The 16,986-nt window shown below is 70.5% G+C and carries 18 protein-coding genes; 11 read left to right on the forward strand and 7 right to left on the reverse strand.

Annotated features, from left to right (window positions below):
* The first annotated feature begins 54 nt into the window (after window positions 1-54).
* Entirely contained in the window at window positions 55-1,188 is a 1,134-nt protein-coding gene (locus QQX02_RS09965; RefSeq protein ID WP_301142813.1) for an LLM class flavin-dependent oxidoreductase, read from the forward strand.
* 17 nt (window positions 1,189-1,205) lie between these two features.
* Here QQX02_RS09965 and QQX02_RS09970 read toward each other — a convergent pair whose 3' ends face one another.
* The 3 genes from QQX02_RS09970 to QQX02_RS09980 are packed head-to-tail and all read right to left on the reverse strand — an operon-like array spanning window position 1,206 to window position 2,861.
* The gene (locus QQX02_RS09970; protein WP_301142814.1) at window positions 1,206-2,036 is read right to left on the reverse strand and encodes an alpha/beta fold hydrolase; all 831 of its coding nucleotides are present in this window, start codon (window positions 2,034-2,036) and stop codon (window positions 1,206-1,208) included.
* Between the two features lie 43 nt (window positions 2,037-2,079).
* Complete coding sequence (locus tag QQX02_RS09975) at window positions 2,080-2,397, reverse strand: ArsR/SmtB family transcription factor (RefSeq protein WP_301142815.1); 318 nt, start codon at window positions 2,395-2,397, stop codon at window positions 2,080-2,082.
* Window positions 2,394-2,861 (reverse strand): SRPBCC domain-containing protein, encoded by a 468-nt coding sequence (locus QQX02_RS09980; protein ID WP_301142817.1) that lies wholly within the window; start codon window positions 2,859-2,861, stop codon window positions 2,394-2,396. Before QQX02_RS09980 ends, QQX02_RS09975 begins: the two co-directional genes overlap by 4 nt.
* 147 nt (window positions 2,862-3,008) lie before the next feature.
* Between QQX02_RS09980 and QQX02_RS09985 the strand changes: the two genes are divergently transcribed.
* Together QQX02_RS09985 and QQX02_RS09990 are read left to right on the forward strand one after the other, a co-directional pair.
* The gene (locus QQX02_RS09985) at window positions 3,009-3,281 is read left to right on the forward strand and encodes a hypothetical protein (protein WP_301142818.1); all 273 of its coding nucleotides are present in this window, start codon (window positions 3,009-3,011) and stop codon (window positions 3,279-3,281) included.
* A gap of 156 nt (window positions 3,282-3,437) precedes the next feature.
* Complete coding sequence (locus tag QQX02_RS09990; protein ID WP_301142819.1) at window positions 3,438-5,075, forward strand: bacterial transcriptional activator domain-containing protein; 1,638 nt, start codon at window positions 3,438-3,440, stop codon at window positions 5,073-5,075.
* Here QQX02_RS09990 and QQX02_RS09995 read toward each other — a convergent pair.
* On the reverse strand, window positions 5,047-5,712 hold the full coding sequence (locus QQX02_RS09995; protein WP_301142821.1) for a TetR/AcrR family transcriptional regulator: 666 nt from the start codon (window positions 5,710-5,712) through the stop codon (window positions 5,047-5,049). The genes QQX02_RS09990 and QQX02_RS09995 overlap by 29 nt on opposite strands.
* Before the next feature lie 117 nt (window positions 5,713-5,829).
* Here QQX02_RS09995 and QQX02_RS10000 point away from each other — a divergent pair, with 117 nt between their 5' ends.
* From QQX02_RS10000 to QQX02_RS10015, 4 genes are all read left to right on the forward strand, one after another.
* Window positions 5,830-6,801, forward strand: coding sequence for an ATP-binding cassette domain-containing protein (locus QQX02_RS10000; RefSeq protein ID WP_301142822.1), 972 nt, complete (start codon window positions 5,830-5,832; stop codon window positions 6,799-6,801).
* The gene (locus tag QQX02_RS10005) at window positions 6,798-7,649 is read left to right on the forward strand and encodes an ABC transporter permease (protein ID WP_301142824.1); all 852 of its coding nucleotides are present in this window, start codon (window positions 6,798-6,800) and stop codon (window positions 7,647-7,649) included. Before QQX02_RS10000 ends, QQX02_RS10005 begins: the two co-directional genes overlap by 4 nt.
* A gap of 115 nt (window positions 7,650-7,764) precedes the next feature.
* Complete coding sequence (locus QQX02_RS10010; RefSeq protein WP_301142825.1) at window positions 7,765-8,325, forward strand: M23 family metallopeptidase; 561 nt, start codon at window positions 7,765-7,767, stop codon at window positions 8,323-8,325.
* Window positions 8,326-8,388: 63 nt separating this feature from the next.
* Window positions 8,389-8,826 carry a hypothetical protein gene (locus QQX02_RS10015; RefSeq protein ID WP_301142827.1) on the forward strand — a complete coding sequence of 146 codons (438 nt, stop codon included), beginning with the start codon at window positions 8,389-8,391 and terminating at the stop codon, window positions 8,824-8,826.
* Between the two features lie 44 nt (window positions 8,827-8,870).
* On the opposite strand, the gene QQX02_RS10020 is transcribed toward QQX02_RS10015, so the two are convergent.
* Window positions 8,871-9,254 (reverse strand): RidA family protein, encoded by a 384-nt coding sequence (locus tag QQX02_RS10020; protein ID WP_301142828.1) that lies wholly within the window; start codon window positions 9,252-9,254, stop codon window positions 8,871-8,873.
* A 117-nt stretch (window positions 9,255-9,371) separates the two neighbouring features.
* Here QQX02_RS10020 and QQX02_RS10025 point away from each other — a divergent pair, with 117 nt between their 5' ends.
* The 4 genes from QQX02_RS10025 (at window position 9,372) to QQX02_RS10040 (ending at window position 15,346) form a co-directional block, all read left to right on the forward strand.
* Complete coding sequence (locus tag QQX02_RS10025; RefSeq protein ID WP_301142829.1) at window positions 9,372-10,478, forward strand: branched-chain amino acid aminotransferase; 1,107 nt, start codon at window positions 9,372-9,374, stop codon at window positions 10,476-10,478.
* An 86-nt stretch (window positions 10,479-10,564) separates the two neighbouring features.
* Window positions 10,565-12,979 (forward strand): hypothetical protein, encoded by a 2,415-nt coding sequence (locus QQX02_RS10030; RefSeq protein WP_301142830.1) that lies wholly within the window; start codon window positions 10,565-10,567, stop codon window positions 12,977-12,979.
* A gap of 40 nt (window positions 12,980-13,019) precedes the next feature.
* Window positions 13,020-14,834 carry a glycoside hydrolase family 9 protein gene (locus tag QQX02_RS10035; protein ID WP_301142831.1) on the forward strand — a complete coding sequence of 605 codons (1,815 nt, stop codon included), beginning with the start codon at window positions 13,020-13,022 and terminating at the stop codon, window positions 14,832-14,834.
* 170 nt (window positions 14,835-15,004) lie between these two features.
* Complete coding sequence (locus tag QQX02_RS10040; RefSeq protein WP_301142832.1) at window positions 15,005-15,346, forward strand: transcription initiation protein; 342 nt, start codon at window positions 15,005-15,007, stop codon at window positions 15,344-15,346.
* Here QQX02_RS10040 and mltG read toward each other — a convergent pair.
* Together mltG and QQX02_RS10050 are read right to left on the reverse strand one after the other, a co-directional pair.
* Complete coding sequence (gene mltG, locus QQX02_RS10045; protein ID WP_301142833.1) at window positions 15,343-16,320, reverse strand: endolytic transglycosylase MltG; 978 nt, start codon at window positions 16,318-16,320, stop codon at window positions 15,343-15,345. The genes QQX02_RS10040 and mltG overlap by 4 nt on opposite strands.
* Window positions 16,320-16,883 carry a SigE family RNA polymerase sigma factor gene (locus QQX02_RS10050; RefSeq protein WP_301142835.1) on the reverse strand — a complete coding sequence of 188 codons (564 nt, stop codon included), beginning with the start codon at window positions 16,881-16,883 and terminating at the stop codon, window positions 16,320-16,322. Before QQX02_RS10050 ends, mltG begins: the two co-directional genes overlap by 1 nt.
* Window positions 16,884-16,986 lie beyond the last annotated feature (103 nt).

Genomic DNA, 16,986 nt, shown 5'->3' on the forward strand with positions numbered 1-16,986 from the left:
GGTGTTACTCGGTCACGTTGAAGTGACCGGTTACCGAGTGTTACACAAGTAACTATGAGTAACCAAGACTACCGGGAATCGACCCCCGAGGGCACATCCCTTCGCCGCGAGCAGCGGGTGTCCGACCCCGCACCCGGCGCACTCCACTTCGGCATCGGAACCTTCGCCTTCCAGCCGCCCGCCGAGGGTGGCGAGCAGGTCTCGGGGCAGCAGGTGCTGCGCGATGTCGTGGAAGAGGCCGTCACCGCCGAGCGTGTGGGACTGGACTCGTTCGGCATCGCCGAGCACTACCGACCCGGAATGATGGACAGCGCGGCCCCGGTCATCCTGGGCACCATCGCCGGCCGCACGTCCACGCTCAAGCTGGGCACGGCTGTCACGGTCCTGAGCACGCAGGATCCCGTCCGCGTCTACAACGAGTTCGCCACGCTTGATGCCGTCTCGGGCGGCCGTGCCCAGATGATCGTCGGCAGGGGATCGGCGACCGAGTCGTTCCCGCTGTTCGGCTTCGATCTGCAGGACTACGAGGAGCTCTTCGAGGAGAAGCTCGACCTGCTCATGCGGCTGCTGCGTGACCAGCCGGTGACCTGGTCAGGGCGCTTCCGCCCCGCGCTCGAGCAGCAGGTGCTGGAGCCGCCCGTGGCGCCGGGTTCGTTGCCGGTCTGGGTGGGAGTGGGCGGCAGCCCGCAGTCGGCGATTCGCGCCGCGCGCTTTGGCCTTCCGCTCATGTTCGGCATCATCGGCGGGACCATTGATCGGTTTGCGCAGCTGGCCGATCTCTACCGCAGGGCTCTCGCGAGCTTTGGGCAAGAGGAGCAGCCGGTCGGGCTTCACATTCACGGACTCGTTGCCGACAGCGATGAGGAGGCGCGTGAGAAGTTCTGGCCGGTGTGGTCGGACATGATCAACGGCGAAGGTTCTCGCCGCGGCTGGTCCATACACCGCGAACGCTTTGATGCGGAGGTCGACGCCGGCACCTTGGTGGTCGGCTCGGCGGAGACGGTCGCGCAGCGGGTCGCCGAGGTGATGAGGCGTTCAGGCGCCTCCCGGTTCGACTTTGTCGCAGCGGCGAGCCGCATGCCGCACGCGGACAAGGTCGAGGCCATCGAGCGCTTTGGGCAGGAAGTGGTGCCTCGTGTGCGGGAGCTGCTGGCGGCGCCGGACGGTCCAGGCGGCGAGAAGCGCTGACGAAGGCCGGCGGCTCGTCAGCGCGTCTGCGCGTCGAGGCACCGGGTGAGTTCCGCGGACAGTTCGGCCATCGCATCCAGCTGAATCAGGTGCCCGGCGTCCTCGATGAGTGAAAGCGAGGCGCCGGGGATGGCGCGTTGCAGCCGCTGCGCGCGGTCCACGGGGATCCACGTGTCGTCCGTGCCCCACACGATATGCGTGGGGTCGTCGATGGCACCGCAGAGCGGCTCGACCTCGTCGGTGAAGCGCTCGTCGGCCTGCGCGATCTGTCGGTAGAAGGCCGCCTGCCCGTCGTCGCCCAGCCAGGGCTCCACGAGCATCGCGAGATCGTCGTCCGCGAGGCCGCGGTGGCTCGCGCCGCGGATGTAGGCCTCGACCGCGCCGCGGTGGATCGCGGGCGGCAACTGGGCGAACACGTCCGCGTGCTCCTTGACCAGGGTGAAGAATGGCGAGCCCCACGGCGACAGCGCGACCACGTCGACGAGGCACAGCGACGCGTACCTCGCGCCATGGAGGAGGCGGGCCCGCAGCGCGACCGCTCCACCGAAGTCGTGGGCCACCACGTGAGGCCGGTCGAGTCCCCACTCGCCGAGCAGGTATGCGAAAAGCTCGCCCTGGACCCCGAGGTCGACCGCGTGGTCAGGGTCCTTCGATGATGCGCCGTAGCCGGGCATGTCCCAGAGGTGGACGGTGAAGCGCTCCGCGAGCACCTCCGCGATGGGCCGCCACAGCGCCGACGACCACGGCGTCCCGTGCAGCAGCACCACCGGTGGCCCGTCCCCCAAGAGGTCCCATGCCACGGTGCGCCCGCGCCAGCGCAGAGTCTGAGTCAGCGGTGGAACAGTCACCCTCCGATCCTCTCAGCACGCGTGCGGCCGATGCGCGGGTTGCCTACAGGTCCTCGGCAATCTGCTTGATCATCGCCAGGCGGCGGTCCCACTCGGCTCCCACGCGCGCCAGCGCATCGGCCGTCTCCGTGAGCCTGCTGCCCAGAGCGCGATAGCGGACCTCGCGGCCCACGCGCACCTGGTCGACCAGGCCCACGTCGAGCAGCACCGCGAGGTGCTTGGCAATGGCCTGCCGCGACACGGGCAGGCGATCGGCGAGGGCCGATGCGGACGCATCGCCCTCACCGAGAGCCTCCAGCACGCTCCAGCGGGTGGGGTCTCCCAGCGCGGCGAAGGTGGGGACCAGGGTGTCCGTGGTCACGCGTCTCCCTCGAGGTAGGCGACGAGCTTGTCCAGCTGAACCGTCCACCCTTCCTGGTTGCTGTGCAGCGCCCCCTGGGGGTCCTTGAGCATCTCGAATCCCGTCTCGTGCACGTGGAGTCGCGTGCCGCCCTCAATGGCCTCGAGCGTGAAGGTGAAGACCGTGGACCGGCCGTCCACCAGCTCGGTGTCGCCGTCGCTTCCCCAGCGGTAGGTGACCGAGCGCATCGGCTCGACGGACTCGATGCGGATGGGGGCGGTGCCGTATCCCTCGAAGGTCCACTCGCCCGTGCCGCCGGGCTCGAGCGCGGTGAGGGTCGCGGCCGAGGTGTGCCAGCGCTCGATGTGCTCGGGCTCGGTGACGGCGGCCCAGACCTTCTCGGGAGGGGCCGCGATGGTGATGGTGCGCGAGACGGAGAAGACGTCGTTGTCGATTTCCGCGGGCGGGTTCTGGGTGGGGCTCATGGGGTTCTCCTCGGTTGCGAGATGTGCAACCACAGTGTTGCACCACAGGCGCAATGATGCAACCGTAAGGTTGCTTCACGCGTCACACGCCCCGTCACACGGACGCGATGAACCATGGCGGTGTCACCACAAGAAAGGGACACCATCATGGAACTCAAGGCAATTCTCGACAGGCTTGCGGACATCATCATGGCTCGTGGCACCGGGGCCGTGCGCGACGAGCTCGGCGTGCTCGCCCGCAGCGCCGAGGCCGACCACCCCGGAGCCGCGGCGGCACTGACCGATTGGCAGGGCACGGAGATCGCGAGGGAGCGGGCGTTCGCAATCCTCCGCAGGGAGACCTCGTACGCCGACGCGGTGCAACGCCACGAACTCGCGTCGAGCCTCCTCGCGCTCCACGGAGTAGCGTTGGCGGCATGAGCCCTGCAGGGCGCAGGTGAGGGGAGGCCCCACCCCATGCTGACCGTTCGGCTTCTGGGCCGCCCGCGGCTGGAGCGCGAGGGCGTGCCCATTCCAGGCCCGCGCGGCCACAAGTCCTGGGCTCTCCTCGCGCGGCTGGTGTGTACGCGATATCCGGTGACGCGCCAGACGCTCGTCGACGAACTGTTCACGCAGGCCGACGATCCGATGGGCGCGCTGCGGTGGAGTCTCGCCGAGCTGAGGCGGCGGCTCGGCGCACCCGAGGCCTTCCACGGGAACCCGCTCACGGGCGACCTCGGCCCGGGGATCGAGGTCGATGTGACCGTGGCCGCACGCGGGAGGTTCGCGGGCCCGCCGCCGGAGGGCCGCCTGCTCGAGGGCGTGGAGGTGCGCGACAGCGCAGCATTCGACACCTGGCTGCTCATTGAGCGCGAGCGAGTTGACGCCAAGATCAGCTCGGGGATCCACGAGGCGACCATCCAAGCGCTGGCGAACGGCGACGCGGAGAGGGCAATCGACCTGGCGCGGGCACTGATCTCGCGAGACGAACTTGACGAGGGCCCGCATGTGCTCCTGGTCTCGGCGCTCGCTGCTGCCGGGCGCTACGAGGCCGCGGCTCAGCAAGCGGAGGCCAGTGCTGCGATGCTGCTTCGCGAGCTCGGGGTGTCGCCCAGTGCGTCCTTGCGCAACGCGGCCCGCCCACCGCCCCGTCGGCTGGCCGTGAGTATCTCTCCCCAGGCGACCATCGCGACGATGCGCGCCTCGGGCCTGGCGGCCCTCTCCGCCGGGGTGCCCGATGCGGGAATCGAGAGATTGCGCGCCGCCGCCGCAGCGGCGGACGAGGCGGGGGATCCTGCAGTGACGTCCGAGTGCCTGCTCGAATTGGGCACCGCACTGGTGCATGGGGCTCACTGCAACGATGACGAGGGTGCCGTGGTGCTCGGGAGTGCGCTCGCGGTCGCGCTGGACGCGGGCCACGATGCTGTGGCGTCGCGCGCGCTCGCCGAGCTCGCCTACGTCGATGTCCTGGCGGGCCGGCGCGTGCCGGCGCGCACTCATCTCGAATCGGCGCGGGAGATCGCCGCGAACGATCGAGGGCTACTGGCGACGGTCGCGTCGATCGAAGCCTCGGACCTGCACGACCAGGGACACCTGGGTGCGGCGCTCGAGAGGTTCGAGGAGTCGCTCGCTCATTCCCAGGCGACCGGCAAGGTGCGCCGAGAGGCGTGGGCGTGGGGTGTGGGTGCCCGCACGCAGTACTGGCTGGGCGACTACGCCGCCGCCGAGCGGTGGTCGCGCCAGGCCCTGGAACTTGTGGAAGTGGAACGGTGGGCCGCGTTCCGGCCGTGGGTCGAGTCCTGCGTCGCGCACGCGGAGCTCGCCCTGGGCTGCGATCCAGCCGCCGTGCGGGCTGGTCTCGAGTCGACGTTCGCTCTCGCTCGCGAGCTGAGTGACGCCTGCTACCAGGGTGCCTCTGCCAAGGCGATGGCGCTCGCCTGCGACGCTCTCGGGGACCGCGACGGCGCGCGCGCGTGGCTCCGAACGGCGGCCGCGGCCTGCGCGCGCGAGACGGACGCCTATGTCTGGGTGAGGGCAGACGTGGCCCTCGCTACCGCCGAGCTCGCGCTCACGTGGGGCGATCGCGCTCTGGCCTTGGAGCAGGCGGAGGAGGTGCGCACGATCGCGGTCCGATGCTGCATGGACGGGATGCTCGCGCGCGCCTCGATGGTGCTCGATCGTGTCGCTCCAGGCCGTGCGCCCGCGTTCAGCGGTGCAGGTGCAGCCCGGCGATGATGCGGTCCACCACGTGGGCGCCCAGCGCGGACAGCACGTCTGCCGGCTGACGCTGGAGCGGTCCACGCGTGGCGATGTCCGCGAAGCCGTGAACCGCGGACCAGCAGGGCCACTCGGCGTGCTCGCGTTCGGAGGGGGAGAGCGCGCCCGCCTCCACCATGCCGTCCAGGGCGTCCAGCAGCAGCTGGAACGGCGGCGGCACCTGAGCATCGACGGTGACACCCGGCTCACCGCTCGCGTTCGGGTCGAACGTGAGGAGCGCGAGCTCGAACCACCCCGGCTCGGCGATCGCGAAGTGGATGTAGCCCAGGCCCACGCCGCGCAGCCGGGCGATCGCACGATCCTCAACCCGCGCATCGGCCGCTGGCTGTGCCGCGTCGACCTCAGCGAGCAACGCCGCCGTCTGCTCGCGCATAGCCGCCGCAAGGCGATCCTGCGCGACGAGCGCGGCCGCGACCGTGAGCGCTCGGAAGTCCTCGAAGTGGCGATACGCCGCGTTGGGGGCGACTCCCACGTGTCGGGTGACGGCGCGCAGTGACAGGTGCTGGGGGCCGCCGTCCCGCGCGACCTCCAGCACGGCGTCGATAAGCGCGGGGCGCAGGTCACCGTGATGGTACGTCTCTTCCTTCGTCGCCATCTGTTGCACCTTAAGGGATCGGTGTGTACCGTGTTTCAGGTCCGATGTGGACACTGTGAACATAGTACCGGTCCGACCGCTGAATGCCCGAACCGGACCCACCCCGGGGGATTCCTGATGACTGACCTTGCCATCGAGACCGCTGGTCTCACCAAGACGTACGGCGACCTGCGCGCCGTCGACGGCATCGACCTCGCCATCTCGCGCGGCGGCGTCCACGGCTTCCTGGGGCCCAACGGCGCCGGCAAGACCACCGCGATCCGCATGCTCGCCACGCTCATCCGCCCCGACGCCGGCCACGCCCGCGTGCTCGGGCACGACATCGTGCACGACGCGGACGAGGTGCGCAGCCTCGTGGGCCTCACCGGCCAGTTCGCCTCCGTGGACGAGGACCTCTCCGGCATGGAGAACCTGCGCCTCATCGCACGCCTCTACGGTTACCGCGGTGCCGCCGCCGTGCGCCGCGCCAATGAGCTGCTCGAGGCGTTCAGCCTGGCCGATGCGGCAGGCAAGCAGGTGAAGAACTACAGCGGAGGCATGCGTCGCCGCATCGACATCGCGGCCTCCATCATCGTCAGCCCCGAACTGCTGTTCCTCGACGAGCCCACCACCGGCCTGGACCCGCGCGCGCGCAACGAGGTGTGGGACATCATCCGCGCCCTCGTCGACTACGGCACCACCGTGATGCTCACCACGCAGTATTTGGACGAGGCGGACCAGCTCGCGGACCGCATCAGCGTGATCGACACCGGCAGGATCATCGCCGAGGGAAGCGCCACGGAGCTCAAGGCGTCCGTGGGCGCCGGGTCGCTGCACGTGCGCGTGATGCACCGGGACGACCGCGACGCGGCCCACGAGGTCCTGGTCCGCGAGCTCGGCGTCGACGTGATCCGCGAACCCGACCCCCAGGCGCTCAGCGCGTCCGTCGAGGATCGCGCCCGTGCCACCCGTGCTCTCGGCGCGCTCGAGGGCGCGGGCATCGACGTCGCCCAGTTCTCCCTGGGCCAGCCCAGTCTCGACGAGGTGTTCCTCGCGCTGACCGGCCATCCCGCAGAAGAAGCTCCATCATCACAGGAGGAGGCGGCATGAGCGCCACCGAGACCACCGCATCGGCCACGGCCACCGGCCAGCAGCCGCACGCGATCGCATCGGCCCTCGCGAGGGGCGAGCGCCCCGCGCGCCCGAACGCCCTGTCGACGTCCGTGACGTTCGGCTGGCGCGCCCTGCTCAAGATCAAGCACGTGCCCGAGCAGCTGTTCGACGTCACGCTGTTCCCGGTGATGATGACGCTGATCTTCACGTACCTGTTTGGCGGCGCCATCGCCGGCTCGACCCAGGACTACATCGCGTACCTCGCGCCCGGGATCCTGGTGCAGTCCGTGCTGTTCATCACCATGTACACCGGCGCGACGCTGCGCGAGGACATCGACAGGGGAGTGTTCGACCGCTTCCGGTCGCTGCCCATCTGGCGCCCGTCGGCGCTGGTGGGCATGCTGCTGGGCGACGCGGTGCGCTACTCGATCGCCGCGCTGGTCACGGGTGTGGTCTGCCTGATCATCGGATGGCGGCCGGGCGGTGGGCTCACCGGCGTGGTGCTGGGCGTCCTCACGCTGCTGGTGTTCGCGTTCGGCCTCACCTGGGTGTGGACGTTCCTCGCCCTGCTCATGCGCTCGCAGCGCGCCGTCATGGGCACCGCGATGATGATCCTGATGCCGCTGGTGTTCGGGTCCAACATCTTCGCGGACCCGTCCACGATGCCCGGCTGGCTGCAGGGCTGGATCAGCGTGAACCCGGTGGCGCACCTGGTCGATGCCGTCCGTGCCCTCATGGACGGGGCGTCCGCGGGCGGCGAGATGGTGTGGGTGATCGGCTGGTCCGCGGCGCTCGTGGCCGTGTTCGGGTCGCTCACGATGTGGAAGTACCGCGATCCCCGATAACCCGACCCCCGTCCCGCTCGACCCACCGCCGGTCGTGCTGCGGTACCCGTTGGCAGGGCGGTTCCGCGCGCGGAACAGTCCAGCACGGCGCGTGCCGAGTCACGGGACTCATCTGATGGGCACCACGTTCGCGATCGACCTGATCCCTGTGGACACTCGCGGACGGTCCGCGCCCTGGAGCTGGCGTGCGGCGCTGTCGACGGAGCCGCCACAGGGGTTCGTGGGCTTCGGGGCGACCGTCTTCGCGCCCGCGGCGGGAACGGTCGTCATCGCGCAGGACGGCGAGGCGGATCACGTGGCGCGCCGGTCACAGATCGCTCTGCTGCCGTACATGGTCGGTCAAGCCGGCCGTGTGAGGCGCGGTCCGGGCGCTATCGCAGGCAACCACGTGGTGATAGCGCTGCACGAGAGGGGGCCGTTCGTGCTCGTGGCGCACCTTCGAGAAGGCTCGGTCCGGGTCGCCGTGGGGGATCACATCGAGGCCGGCCAACCCATCGGTCAATGCGGGAACTCCGGCAACAGCACCCAGCCGCACGTGCACGTGCAGGTCACGGACTCGGTCGAGTGGTCTCGAGCGCGGGGGATCCCCCTCGCGTTCAGCACTCCCCGCGGTGTCGAGCTCCCGGCCGAGTCGCAGATCGTGCTGGCGGCGCGTCCGGAACCTGGTCCGGGCTGAGAGTCCCGTTCGAGAGTCGCAGATGTGTATCGACCACCCCGCTGAGTGCGGGAAAATGAACCAGTGACACCCAGCACTGACCTCGAATCCCGCACCTACTTCTCCACCCTCGATGGCGCCCTCGCGGACTTCGAACTGCCCCTCGGGGCCGTCGACAAGGCCCGCGCCGCCGTGCGCGCGCTCGACTTCGAGCACGTGTTCATCCCGAGCTCCCGCGACCACGTCGCGCTCGAGCGCGCCGGGCAGACCACCCCCGTCGCGTACATCACGCGGACCTTCGTCGCGATCCACCCGCCGGACGGCGTACGCGACTGGGTGCAGATCGCCGAACCGGAGAGCGTCCCGCCGGCACCGGCCGATGCGGGGGCTCGGTCAGGCATCCGGCGCGCCTCGCCCCGGCGCAGGGCCGCAGCGGAGCCCGCGCGCGCTCAGGCGGTCGCGACGTGCCCGTCCTGCTACACCAACTTGCCGTCGACGGGCGTGTGCGACTGGTGCGGCTGAGCCGCTGATCCTCTAGTCCGCTGAGCCGCTAGTCCACTGAGCAACTAATCAACCACGGCGATCGCGTCGATCTCGACCAGTGCCTCCGGGCGACCGAAGCCGGCGACGATCACCACCGTGATCGGAACCGCGTGCGACCCCCACACCTCTTGTGAGGCGGCGAACGCCTCCTGCACGTCGGTGTCGGCGTGGAGATAGATGGTCAGCTTGACCACATCGTCCTGCGACGCGCCCGCCTCGGCGAGCACGGTGAGGACGTTGCGCAGCGCGACCTCGGTCTGGGTGACGAGGTCGCCGGTGATCACGCTGTCGGCGTCGGCGCCGTTCTGGCCGCCCACGTAGACCGTGCGGGAACCCGTGGCGACCGCGCCCTGCGAGAACGCGGGGGAGCGATGCATCGACTCGGGGTTGAGGTGCGTGACTGCCATGACTGCCTCCCGTCCGCGGGCGCGGTCGGCCCGCTCCTTTGACGGTAGCGCGGGAGAGGGCCCGATGCGCGGCGAGGCGGGCGCGTCGCCTTCACCAAGCGCGGTTAAAGTGACGGCATGAGCGACTCGACGACTGGCACCGCACCCACCTTCGCCGTGACGCAGAACCCCGCGCCCGCATCGGCCGCGGAGCGTGCTCACCGCATGGACTCCCAGCCTTTCGGCACGGTGTTCACCGACCACCTCGCGAAGGCGACGTGGACGGCGGAGCAGGGGTGGCACGACCACCGCATCGAGCCGTTCGGCGACCTCGTGCTGCACCCCGGCGCGACGGTACTGCACTACGGCCAGCAGGTGTTCGAGGGTCTCAAGGCGTACCGATGGGCGGACGGGTCGATCCACCTGTTCCGGCCCGAGGCCAACGCGGCGCGTCTCGCCACCTCGGCCCACCGCATGGCGCTCGCCCCGCTGCCCGAGGCCGACTTCATGGCTTCCGTCGAGGCGCTGCTCACGGTGGACGAGCAGTGGGTGCCGTCCGCGGACGAAACCAGCCTCTACCTGCGCCCCATGCTGATCGGCACTGAGCCCTGCCTGGGCGTGCGGCCGTCGCGGACTGTGGAGTACGTGCTGCTCGCGTCTCCCGTGGGCGCGTACTTCCCTAATGGCGTGAAGCCCGTGTCGATCTGGGTCGCGCAGGGGTATCACCGTGCGGGCAACGGTGGCACCGGTCAGGCCAAGACGGCCGGCAACTACGCCGCGTCGCTGCTCCCGCAGCAGCAGGCCACCGACCACGGCTGCGACCAGGTGCTGTTCCTCGACGCCGCGCGCGACACCTACGTCGAGGAGCTGGGCGGCATGAACGTGTTCGCCGTGCGCCGAGACGGCACCATCTGGACCCCGCGCGTGACCGGCACCATCCTCGAGGGCGTGACGCGCTCGTCGGTGATCGAGCTGCTGCGCGCCGAGGGCCGCGAGGTGGTCGAGCGGGACATCTCGATCACCGAGCTGCGGGACGGCATCGCCGACGGTGCGATCCAAGAGGCGTTCGCGTGCGGCACGGCCGCCGTGGTGACGCCGATTGCCCGCCTGGTGTCGCCCGACCACGACGTGGTCGTGGGGGACGGCGGCCCCGGCACCGTGACGATGGCGCTGCGCCAGCGGCTCACGGACATCCAGTACGGGCGCGCCGACGACGTGATGGGCTGGATGCGTCGCGTCGGTTGAGAGACCGGCACGGTTGACTTGCCTGGTCAGTCCGCTAGCATCGGGCGCGAACCGACCGGACCCGCGGTCGGAGTCTGAGGGGACACATGAGTAACGTTGCTGCCCGCCGCCGTCTCACGGCCGCACTCGCGACCATCGCACTCGCCGCCGTGGCGTTCGTCGGAGGCGCCGCGTCTCCCGTGAGCGCAGCAGAGGTGGGCTTCAGCGTCGATGACTTCGCGGGCAACGCGATGGGCACGCGGGAACTCGTGCCAGGCAACAACACCTGCTCCCCGTCGGGCAACAACCAGCTCACCGTGGGCGGCGGCACCATGACGGTCGACGTGCGAGTGCCCGATACGATCGGCTGCCAGTTCGGCTCCGCTCAGGTGCGGTGGACGGCGCCCACCGCCGTCGACATCACGCAGGGCGGCGCGGACCGGATCATCCTCAACTACCGAGACGTGCAGTCGGGATCAGGCAACGGCGTCGTCTTCGCACTCAGGGTCGAGGACGTTGACGGCAATGTCGCGAGCGTGGGCGGCCTCCAGCGCAACGTCGGCTCGGCAGGGGACTTCCTGACCATCCGCTACGCGCCCGCCTATGACGGCGATGTCTCCTACCTGTCGAACGCGGACGGCATCGACAAGACCCGCGTCACGTCGATCACCCTGACGGTGGCCGCGACCAGCAACAACGAGAACGTGGCGGTGACCTTCGACGGCATCGGCACCAACGTGGGCGAGCCCACGTACGAGATGCCGTCGATCCTCGCGGACGAGGCCTACGGGTTCCCGGCCTCGCAGACGACCACGCGCACGTTCGACGTGACGGGCTTCCCCGCGCCCGACGTCAGCGTCACGAACACCCCGGCCTGGATGACGGCCACCACCAGCAAGGGCACCGACACGACCACCGTCACGCTCACGGGCAACCCGGGCACCACCTACGGTGAGGCGACCATCAACGTCCACGCGGACGTGGCGAACAGCCTGACTGCGGACCGAGACGTGCGGATCGTCACCGCGTCGCCGGTCGACGTCACCTATACGGCCACCACCACCATCGTCGACCAGCCCGGCCCCGTGGTGCTCGGCACCGCCACGGCGATTCCGGACGTGAGCGTGCTCGGCACGCCCGCCGGGCTCCCCGCCGGCACCGCGCTTGCGATGGACGGCGACGACGTGGTGCTCACGGGTACGCCCACCGAGTCAGGGACGTTCGACATCGACGCAGAGGTGGGCAACGAGTGGGAGCAGGCCGCCTTCGCGCGCTCGCTCGAGGTTCATGCGCCTGCGGCTCTCAGTCCCGTGGACGACGTGGATCTGCTGCGCGGGGAAGAGATCGACCCCATCGTGCTCGAGGCCGTGGGCTACCCCGCGCCCGAGTACTCCAGCACGGCCCTGCCGGACGGACTGGCGCTGTCGGCCACGGGAACCATCACCGGCACCCCCACGGCCGTCGGCACCACGTCGGTCACGGTGACCGCGGCCAACGACTCCGGCACCTCTCAGCAGACCTTCGACGTCGCCGTGGGGGACGCTCCCGTGGTGACGCTGCCCGATGCCATCGACGCCTACGTGGGCGCGAGCTTCGACCTGACCGTCGTGGTGGACTCGTCGTCACCGGCCACCGTGGTCGCGAGTGGGCTTCCGACCGGGCTCTCCGTCGACTCCTCGGGACCTGCCGCACGCATCGTCGGCACGCCCACGCTTGCTGACGGCACCGACGAGGAGCAGGGGACCGCCCAGGTCACCGTGACCAACGAGTTCGGCGCCACGGTGCACCCCATCGACTGGACGGTGCTCCGGCCCCAGACGCCGGTCATCGAGGTTGCCGACGAGGCGCGCCTGACGCTCGGCGACGCCCTTGACCTCCCGGTGACCGTCACGAGCGTGCCCTCGGCCACCGTCTCGGCGACCGGCCTGCCCGCCGGAGTGGAGTGGGTGCCCGACGCCGACGGTGGTCGCCTCGTGGGCGCCCCCGAGGCCGCCGGAACTTCCACGGTGACCATCGCCGCGGACAACGGCCTGCTCGCACCCGTCACCGCGACGGTCTCCCTGGTGGTCGACCTTCCCGAGATCATCGTGGACTCCTCTGCGGCCACGGTGACCGCCGGCGACGCGATCACGGTCTCCGCGAGCGGGTTCCAGCCCGGGGAGTCGGTCGAGGTGTGGCTGAACTCGGACCCGATCCTGCTGGCGTCCACGACCGCCGGATCCGCCGGTGCGGTGACGCTCACGGTCGCCATTCCCGCCGACGTCCCCGCAGGCGAGCACACGCTCGTGGTGCAGGGCGCATCGGGCGCTGCGGGCGAGGCGCCGCTGACCGTGCTCGCCGCCGCCGAGCCTGCCGGCCCTGACGGCGATGGCGACGGCGATGGCGACGGTGCGGGTGCGGGGGAGAGCACGGACGGCGCGCTGTCCTCCACGGGTGCCGAGCCGTTCACGCTGCTGGCCGCGGCCGTGCTCGCCCTGGCGACGGGTGGGATGATGCTCGTGGCGCGTCGCCGCATCGGCTGACGCCTCGAACCGCACCCTGCCGACGGATTGGACCTGACCCGTGGACGATGACGCCCGCGCTGCCGCCCCGGCACCCTCCGCGGCGACTGGCTCGCGCGTGCGCGTCAACCAGTACGGATACGAGCCGGGCGCGCGCAAGCGGGCGACTCTGGTGTGCGACGCGGTCGCACCCGTGGCGTGGGAGGCGCGGTCGAGCATGGGAGCGGTCGTCGCCTCCGGCTCGACGACCGTGCTGGGGGCCGATGCGACCGCCGGCCTTCACGTGCACCGGGTGGACTTCTCGACCGTGGATGAGGCGGGGATCTACGCGCTTGAGGCGGATGGGGAGCGCAGCGCATTCTTCGTGATCAGGGAGGGGCTGTACGCACCGCTGATGACCGATGCGCTGGCGTACTTCTATCTGGCGCGATCGGGCACGGAGATCGAGGCGAGCATTGTCGGCGACGACTACGCACGAGCAGCCGGTCACGTGTCCAATGCGACCGGCCGTGACACGAACAAGGGCGACCTCAACGTCGCCTGCCAGCCGGCGGAGGAGTCGGTCACGGTCTACGGGGAGCCGTGGACGGCCGACTACCGACTCGACGTGGCGGGCGGCTGGTACGACGCCGGCGACCACGGCAAGTACGTGGTGAACGGCGGCATCGCGGTGGCGCAGCTCCTGGGTCTGTGGGAGCGGGCGCTCCGCGTGGGCGGTGCCGCTGTCGACGCCCTGGGCGATGGCTCGCTTCCTCTTCCGGAGCACGGGGATGGCGTGCCAGACGTGCTGAACGAGGCCCGGTGGGAGCTCGACTTCCTGATGTCGATGATGGTGCCCGCGGGCGAGGCGCTCGAGGGCATGGTGCACCACAAGGTGCACGACTACGGCTGGACGGGCCTGCCGATGCTGCCGGCCGACGACCCTCGTGAGCGGTACCTGCACCGGCCCTCCACGGCGGCGACGCTCAACGTGGCTGCCACGGCTGCGCAGGGCGCGCGGCTGTGGGAGCCCTATGACCGCGAGTACGCAGGGGTGCTGCTCGCGGCCGCGACGACGGCGTGGAACGCGGCGCTCGCGCACCCGGAGCTGTACGCCCCTCAGGCCGATGGCGCCAACGGGGGCGGGCCCTACGACGATGACGACGTCTCCGACGAGTTCTACTGGGCAGCAGCGGAGCTGTTCCTGACCACGGGGGAGTCCGAGTACGCCGACTTCCTGGCCTCGTCGCCGGTGCACTCCGCCGACTCGTTCCCGGTGCAGGGCTTCAGCTGGGACCAGCTCGACGGCATCGCCAAGATCCAGCTCGCGACGGTGGACAGCGCGCTGCCCGACCGTGCCGACATCGCGCATCAGGTCGTGGCCGGGGCACGGGCGATCGCCGCGATCCAGGCGCAGCAGGCCTTCGGTCAGGCGCTGCCCGCGGACGGCTACGTGTGGGCCTCCAACGCTCAGATCCTCAACAACATCGTGGTCCTGGGCGCCGGCTACGACCTGTCCGGCGACGAGTCGCTGCTGGCCGCCGCCCGCGAGAGCATGGACTACCTGCTGGGACGCAACGCGCTGGACCTGTCGTACATCACCGGCTACGGCACCCGGTACGTGCAGAACCAGCACTCGCGGTGGTTCGCGCATCAGGCCGATGCGTCGCTGCCGCACCCGCCCGCGGGCTCCGTGGCGGGCGGGCCAAACGCGGACGTCGCGACGTGGGACGAGGCGATCACGGCCCTGTACCCGGGCAAGGACTGCGCTCCGCAGCTGGCCTATGTAGACGACATCTACTCGTGGTCCACCAACGAGATCACGATCAACTGGAACTCGGCACTGGCCGCTGCGACCGCCTTCCTGGCCTTCCCCGAGGCCCGCGTCACCCTCTAGCTGCGCCTCGCGTGCCGCCCTGCGCCATCACCCCCAGCGTCACCACCGCCCTGCGCCCCAGGTAGTCGCCAGGCCCACTTTCGCCGCCGCCGTGCCTCCTGCGTAGTCCCGGTGACCATGCCGCCCATCGACCGCTGGCGAGAACCGTGCACCGGGCGCATCATCGAGCCATGACGAAGTTCCTGATCACGTTCCCCAGCGTGGCGATGGCGGCGCTCACTGAAGACGAGCTCGCCGCCGCCTCCGCCGACTCCCACACGGTTATCGAGGAGGCGAAGGCGGCGGGCGTCTACGTGTTCGGCGGCGGGATCGACGAGGGCGTCGACCCCGTGCTGGTCGCCGGGGACGGCACGGTGAGCGCAGAGACCCACCCGGGCTCCCCGGTGACGGGTGGCGTCCTAGTACTGGAACTCCCGTCGCGGGACGACGCGGTCCAGTGGTCGGCGAAGATCGCCGCCGCCTGCCGCTGCCCGCAGGAGCTGCGCGCGTTCATGTACGACCCGGCGAGCTAGCCGTTCTCCTGGGCCCACTCCTGGAGGAGCATCACGTTGTCCTGGTGGCCCTCAAAGTCTTCCGCGAACCGAGTCTCACCGGTGTCCGGGTTGATGGTGACGAAGAACAGCCACTCGCCGTCCGCGGGGTCGATCGCGGCCTCGAGCGCCTCGCGGGATGGCGTCGCGATCGGTGTCGGCGGCAGCCCGGCGTGGACATACGTGTTGTACGGGGAGTCCGCCTCTCTGTCCTCAGCGGTGGTGAACGGCGACTCGTCGCCGTCCTCCCCGAGGGCGTAGCGCACCGTCGAGTCGAGCTCGAGCCGCATCCCCGCATCGACGCGATTGCGGATCACCCGCGCCACTTGAGGCATGTCCTCGGTGCGGCTCGTCTCCTGTTCGACGAGCGACGCGATGATCAGGACCTCCTGCCACTGCTCGCGCGGCACGCCGTGCAGCGCCACTTCCGTGCCGAGCACCATCGACGATGCCTGTCCGGTGAGGGTGCCCGCTGAGGCGGAGCCGTCCTCGGTCCAGGTGGCGTGCTCGCCTGGTGCGAGCCAGCCCTCGGGGTTGCCGTCCGCCTCGGGTGGCAGTTTGAGGGCGACGGATTCGCGCGCCGTCTCGACGTCTGTGTCGTATGCCTCGGCCAGCCGCTCGATGATGGCATCGGCTCGCTCGCCGGGCTCGACCTCGATGATTCCACCCTCGGGGAGGGCGGTGCTCGGCTCGGGCGTTGGCGCCGAGTCGCCTGACACGGACGGCGACAGCGTCCCCATGGGCGCGACCGCATCGGCCCCCCGCAGTTGCAGGGCGCCGAAGGCGCCTGCCCCCACCACCCCCACGCCAGCGAGCGTGGCGACTCCCGCCCGCACGGTGCGGTCGCGGCGCACGCGCCGGGTCACCGGGCCGTGGCTGCTGGCAAGGGCGGTGCCGGCGTACGTGGTCGCACCTCGGTGCTGGATCGCGGCGAGCTGTTCGCGAGCGGTGCTCATCATCTGCCTCCTCGGGCATGGGCGTCCACAGGGATGGACTCGGGGGTGTCGAAGTCGACGTCGGCGCAGACCTCGCGCAGCCGCGCGACCGCATCGGACAGGTAGCGCTTGACCGTCCCGACCGCGAGGCCGAGTTCGCTCGCCACGCCCGCGACGGGCAGGTCGTCGAGGTACCTCAGCACCACGCACGCGCGTTCGCGCGGCGGGAGGGTGAGGATGGCGGCGTGCAGATCCAGGTGGGCGGCCACGCGGACGGAGGGATCGGGGCCAGCGGCCGATGCGCGGGCGAGGGAGTAGTCGCCGTCGTCGCCTCCGGCGCGTTGCGGGCGAGCGGTCGCGCGGCGGTGACGATCGATGAAGGCCGTCGAGATGGCGCGCTTCACGTACGCGTGCGCGGCGTCGATGTTCGCCACGCGGCGGCTGGAGCGGAAGGTGCGGACCAACGCCTCCTGGAGAAGGTCCTCGGCCTCGTGCGCGTCTCCCGTCAGCACGTACGCGTAGCCGAACAGCGCGGCCGCGCGCTCGCGCATCAAGGCGTCGAGAGTGCTCGACCAGGCGCTCATGCGGTCATCGTCCCATTGCTCATAGTGGCTAGGACGCAAGGAGGCGTCCCCAGGTTGGGTGCGCTCTCGATGTCCACCGCAGTGGCGCCGATGCGCAGCCGCG

Source organism: Demequina muriae (genome assembly GCF_030418295.1).
GTDB lineage: Bacteria > Actinomycetota > Actinomycetes > Actinomycetales > Demequinaceae > Demequina > Demequina muriae.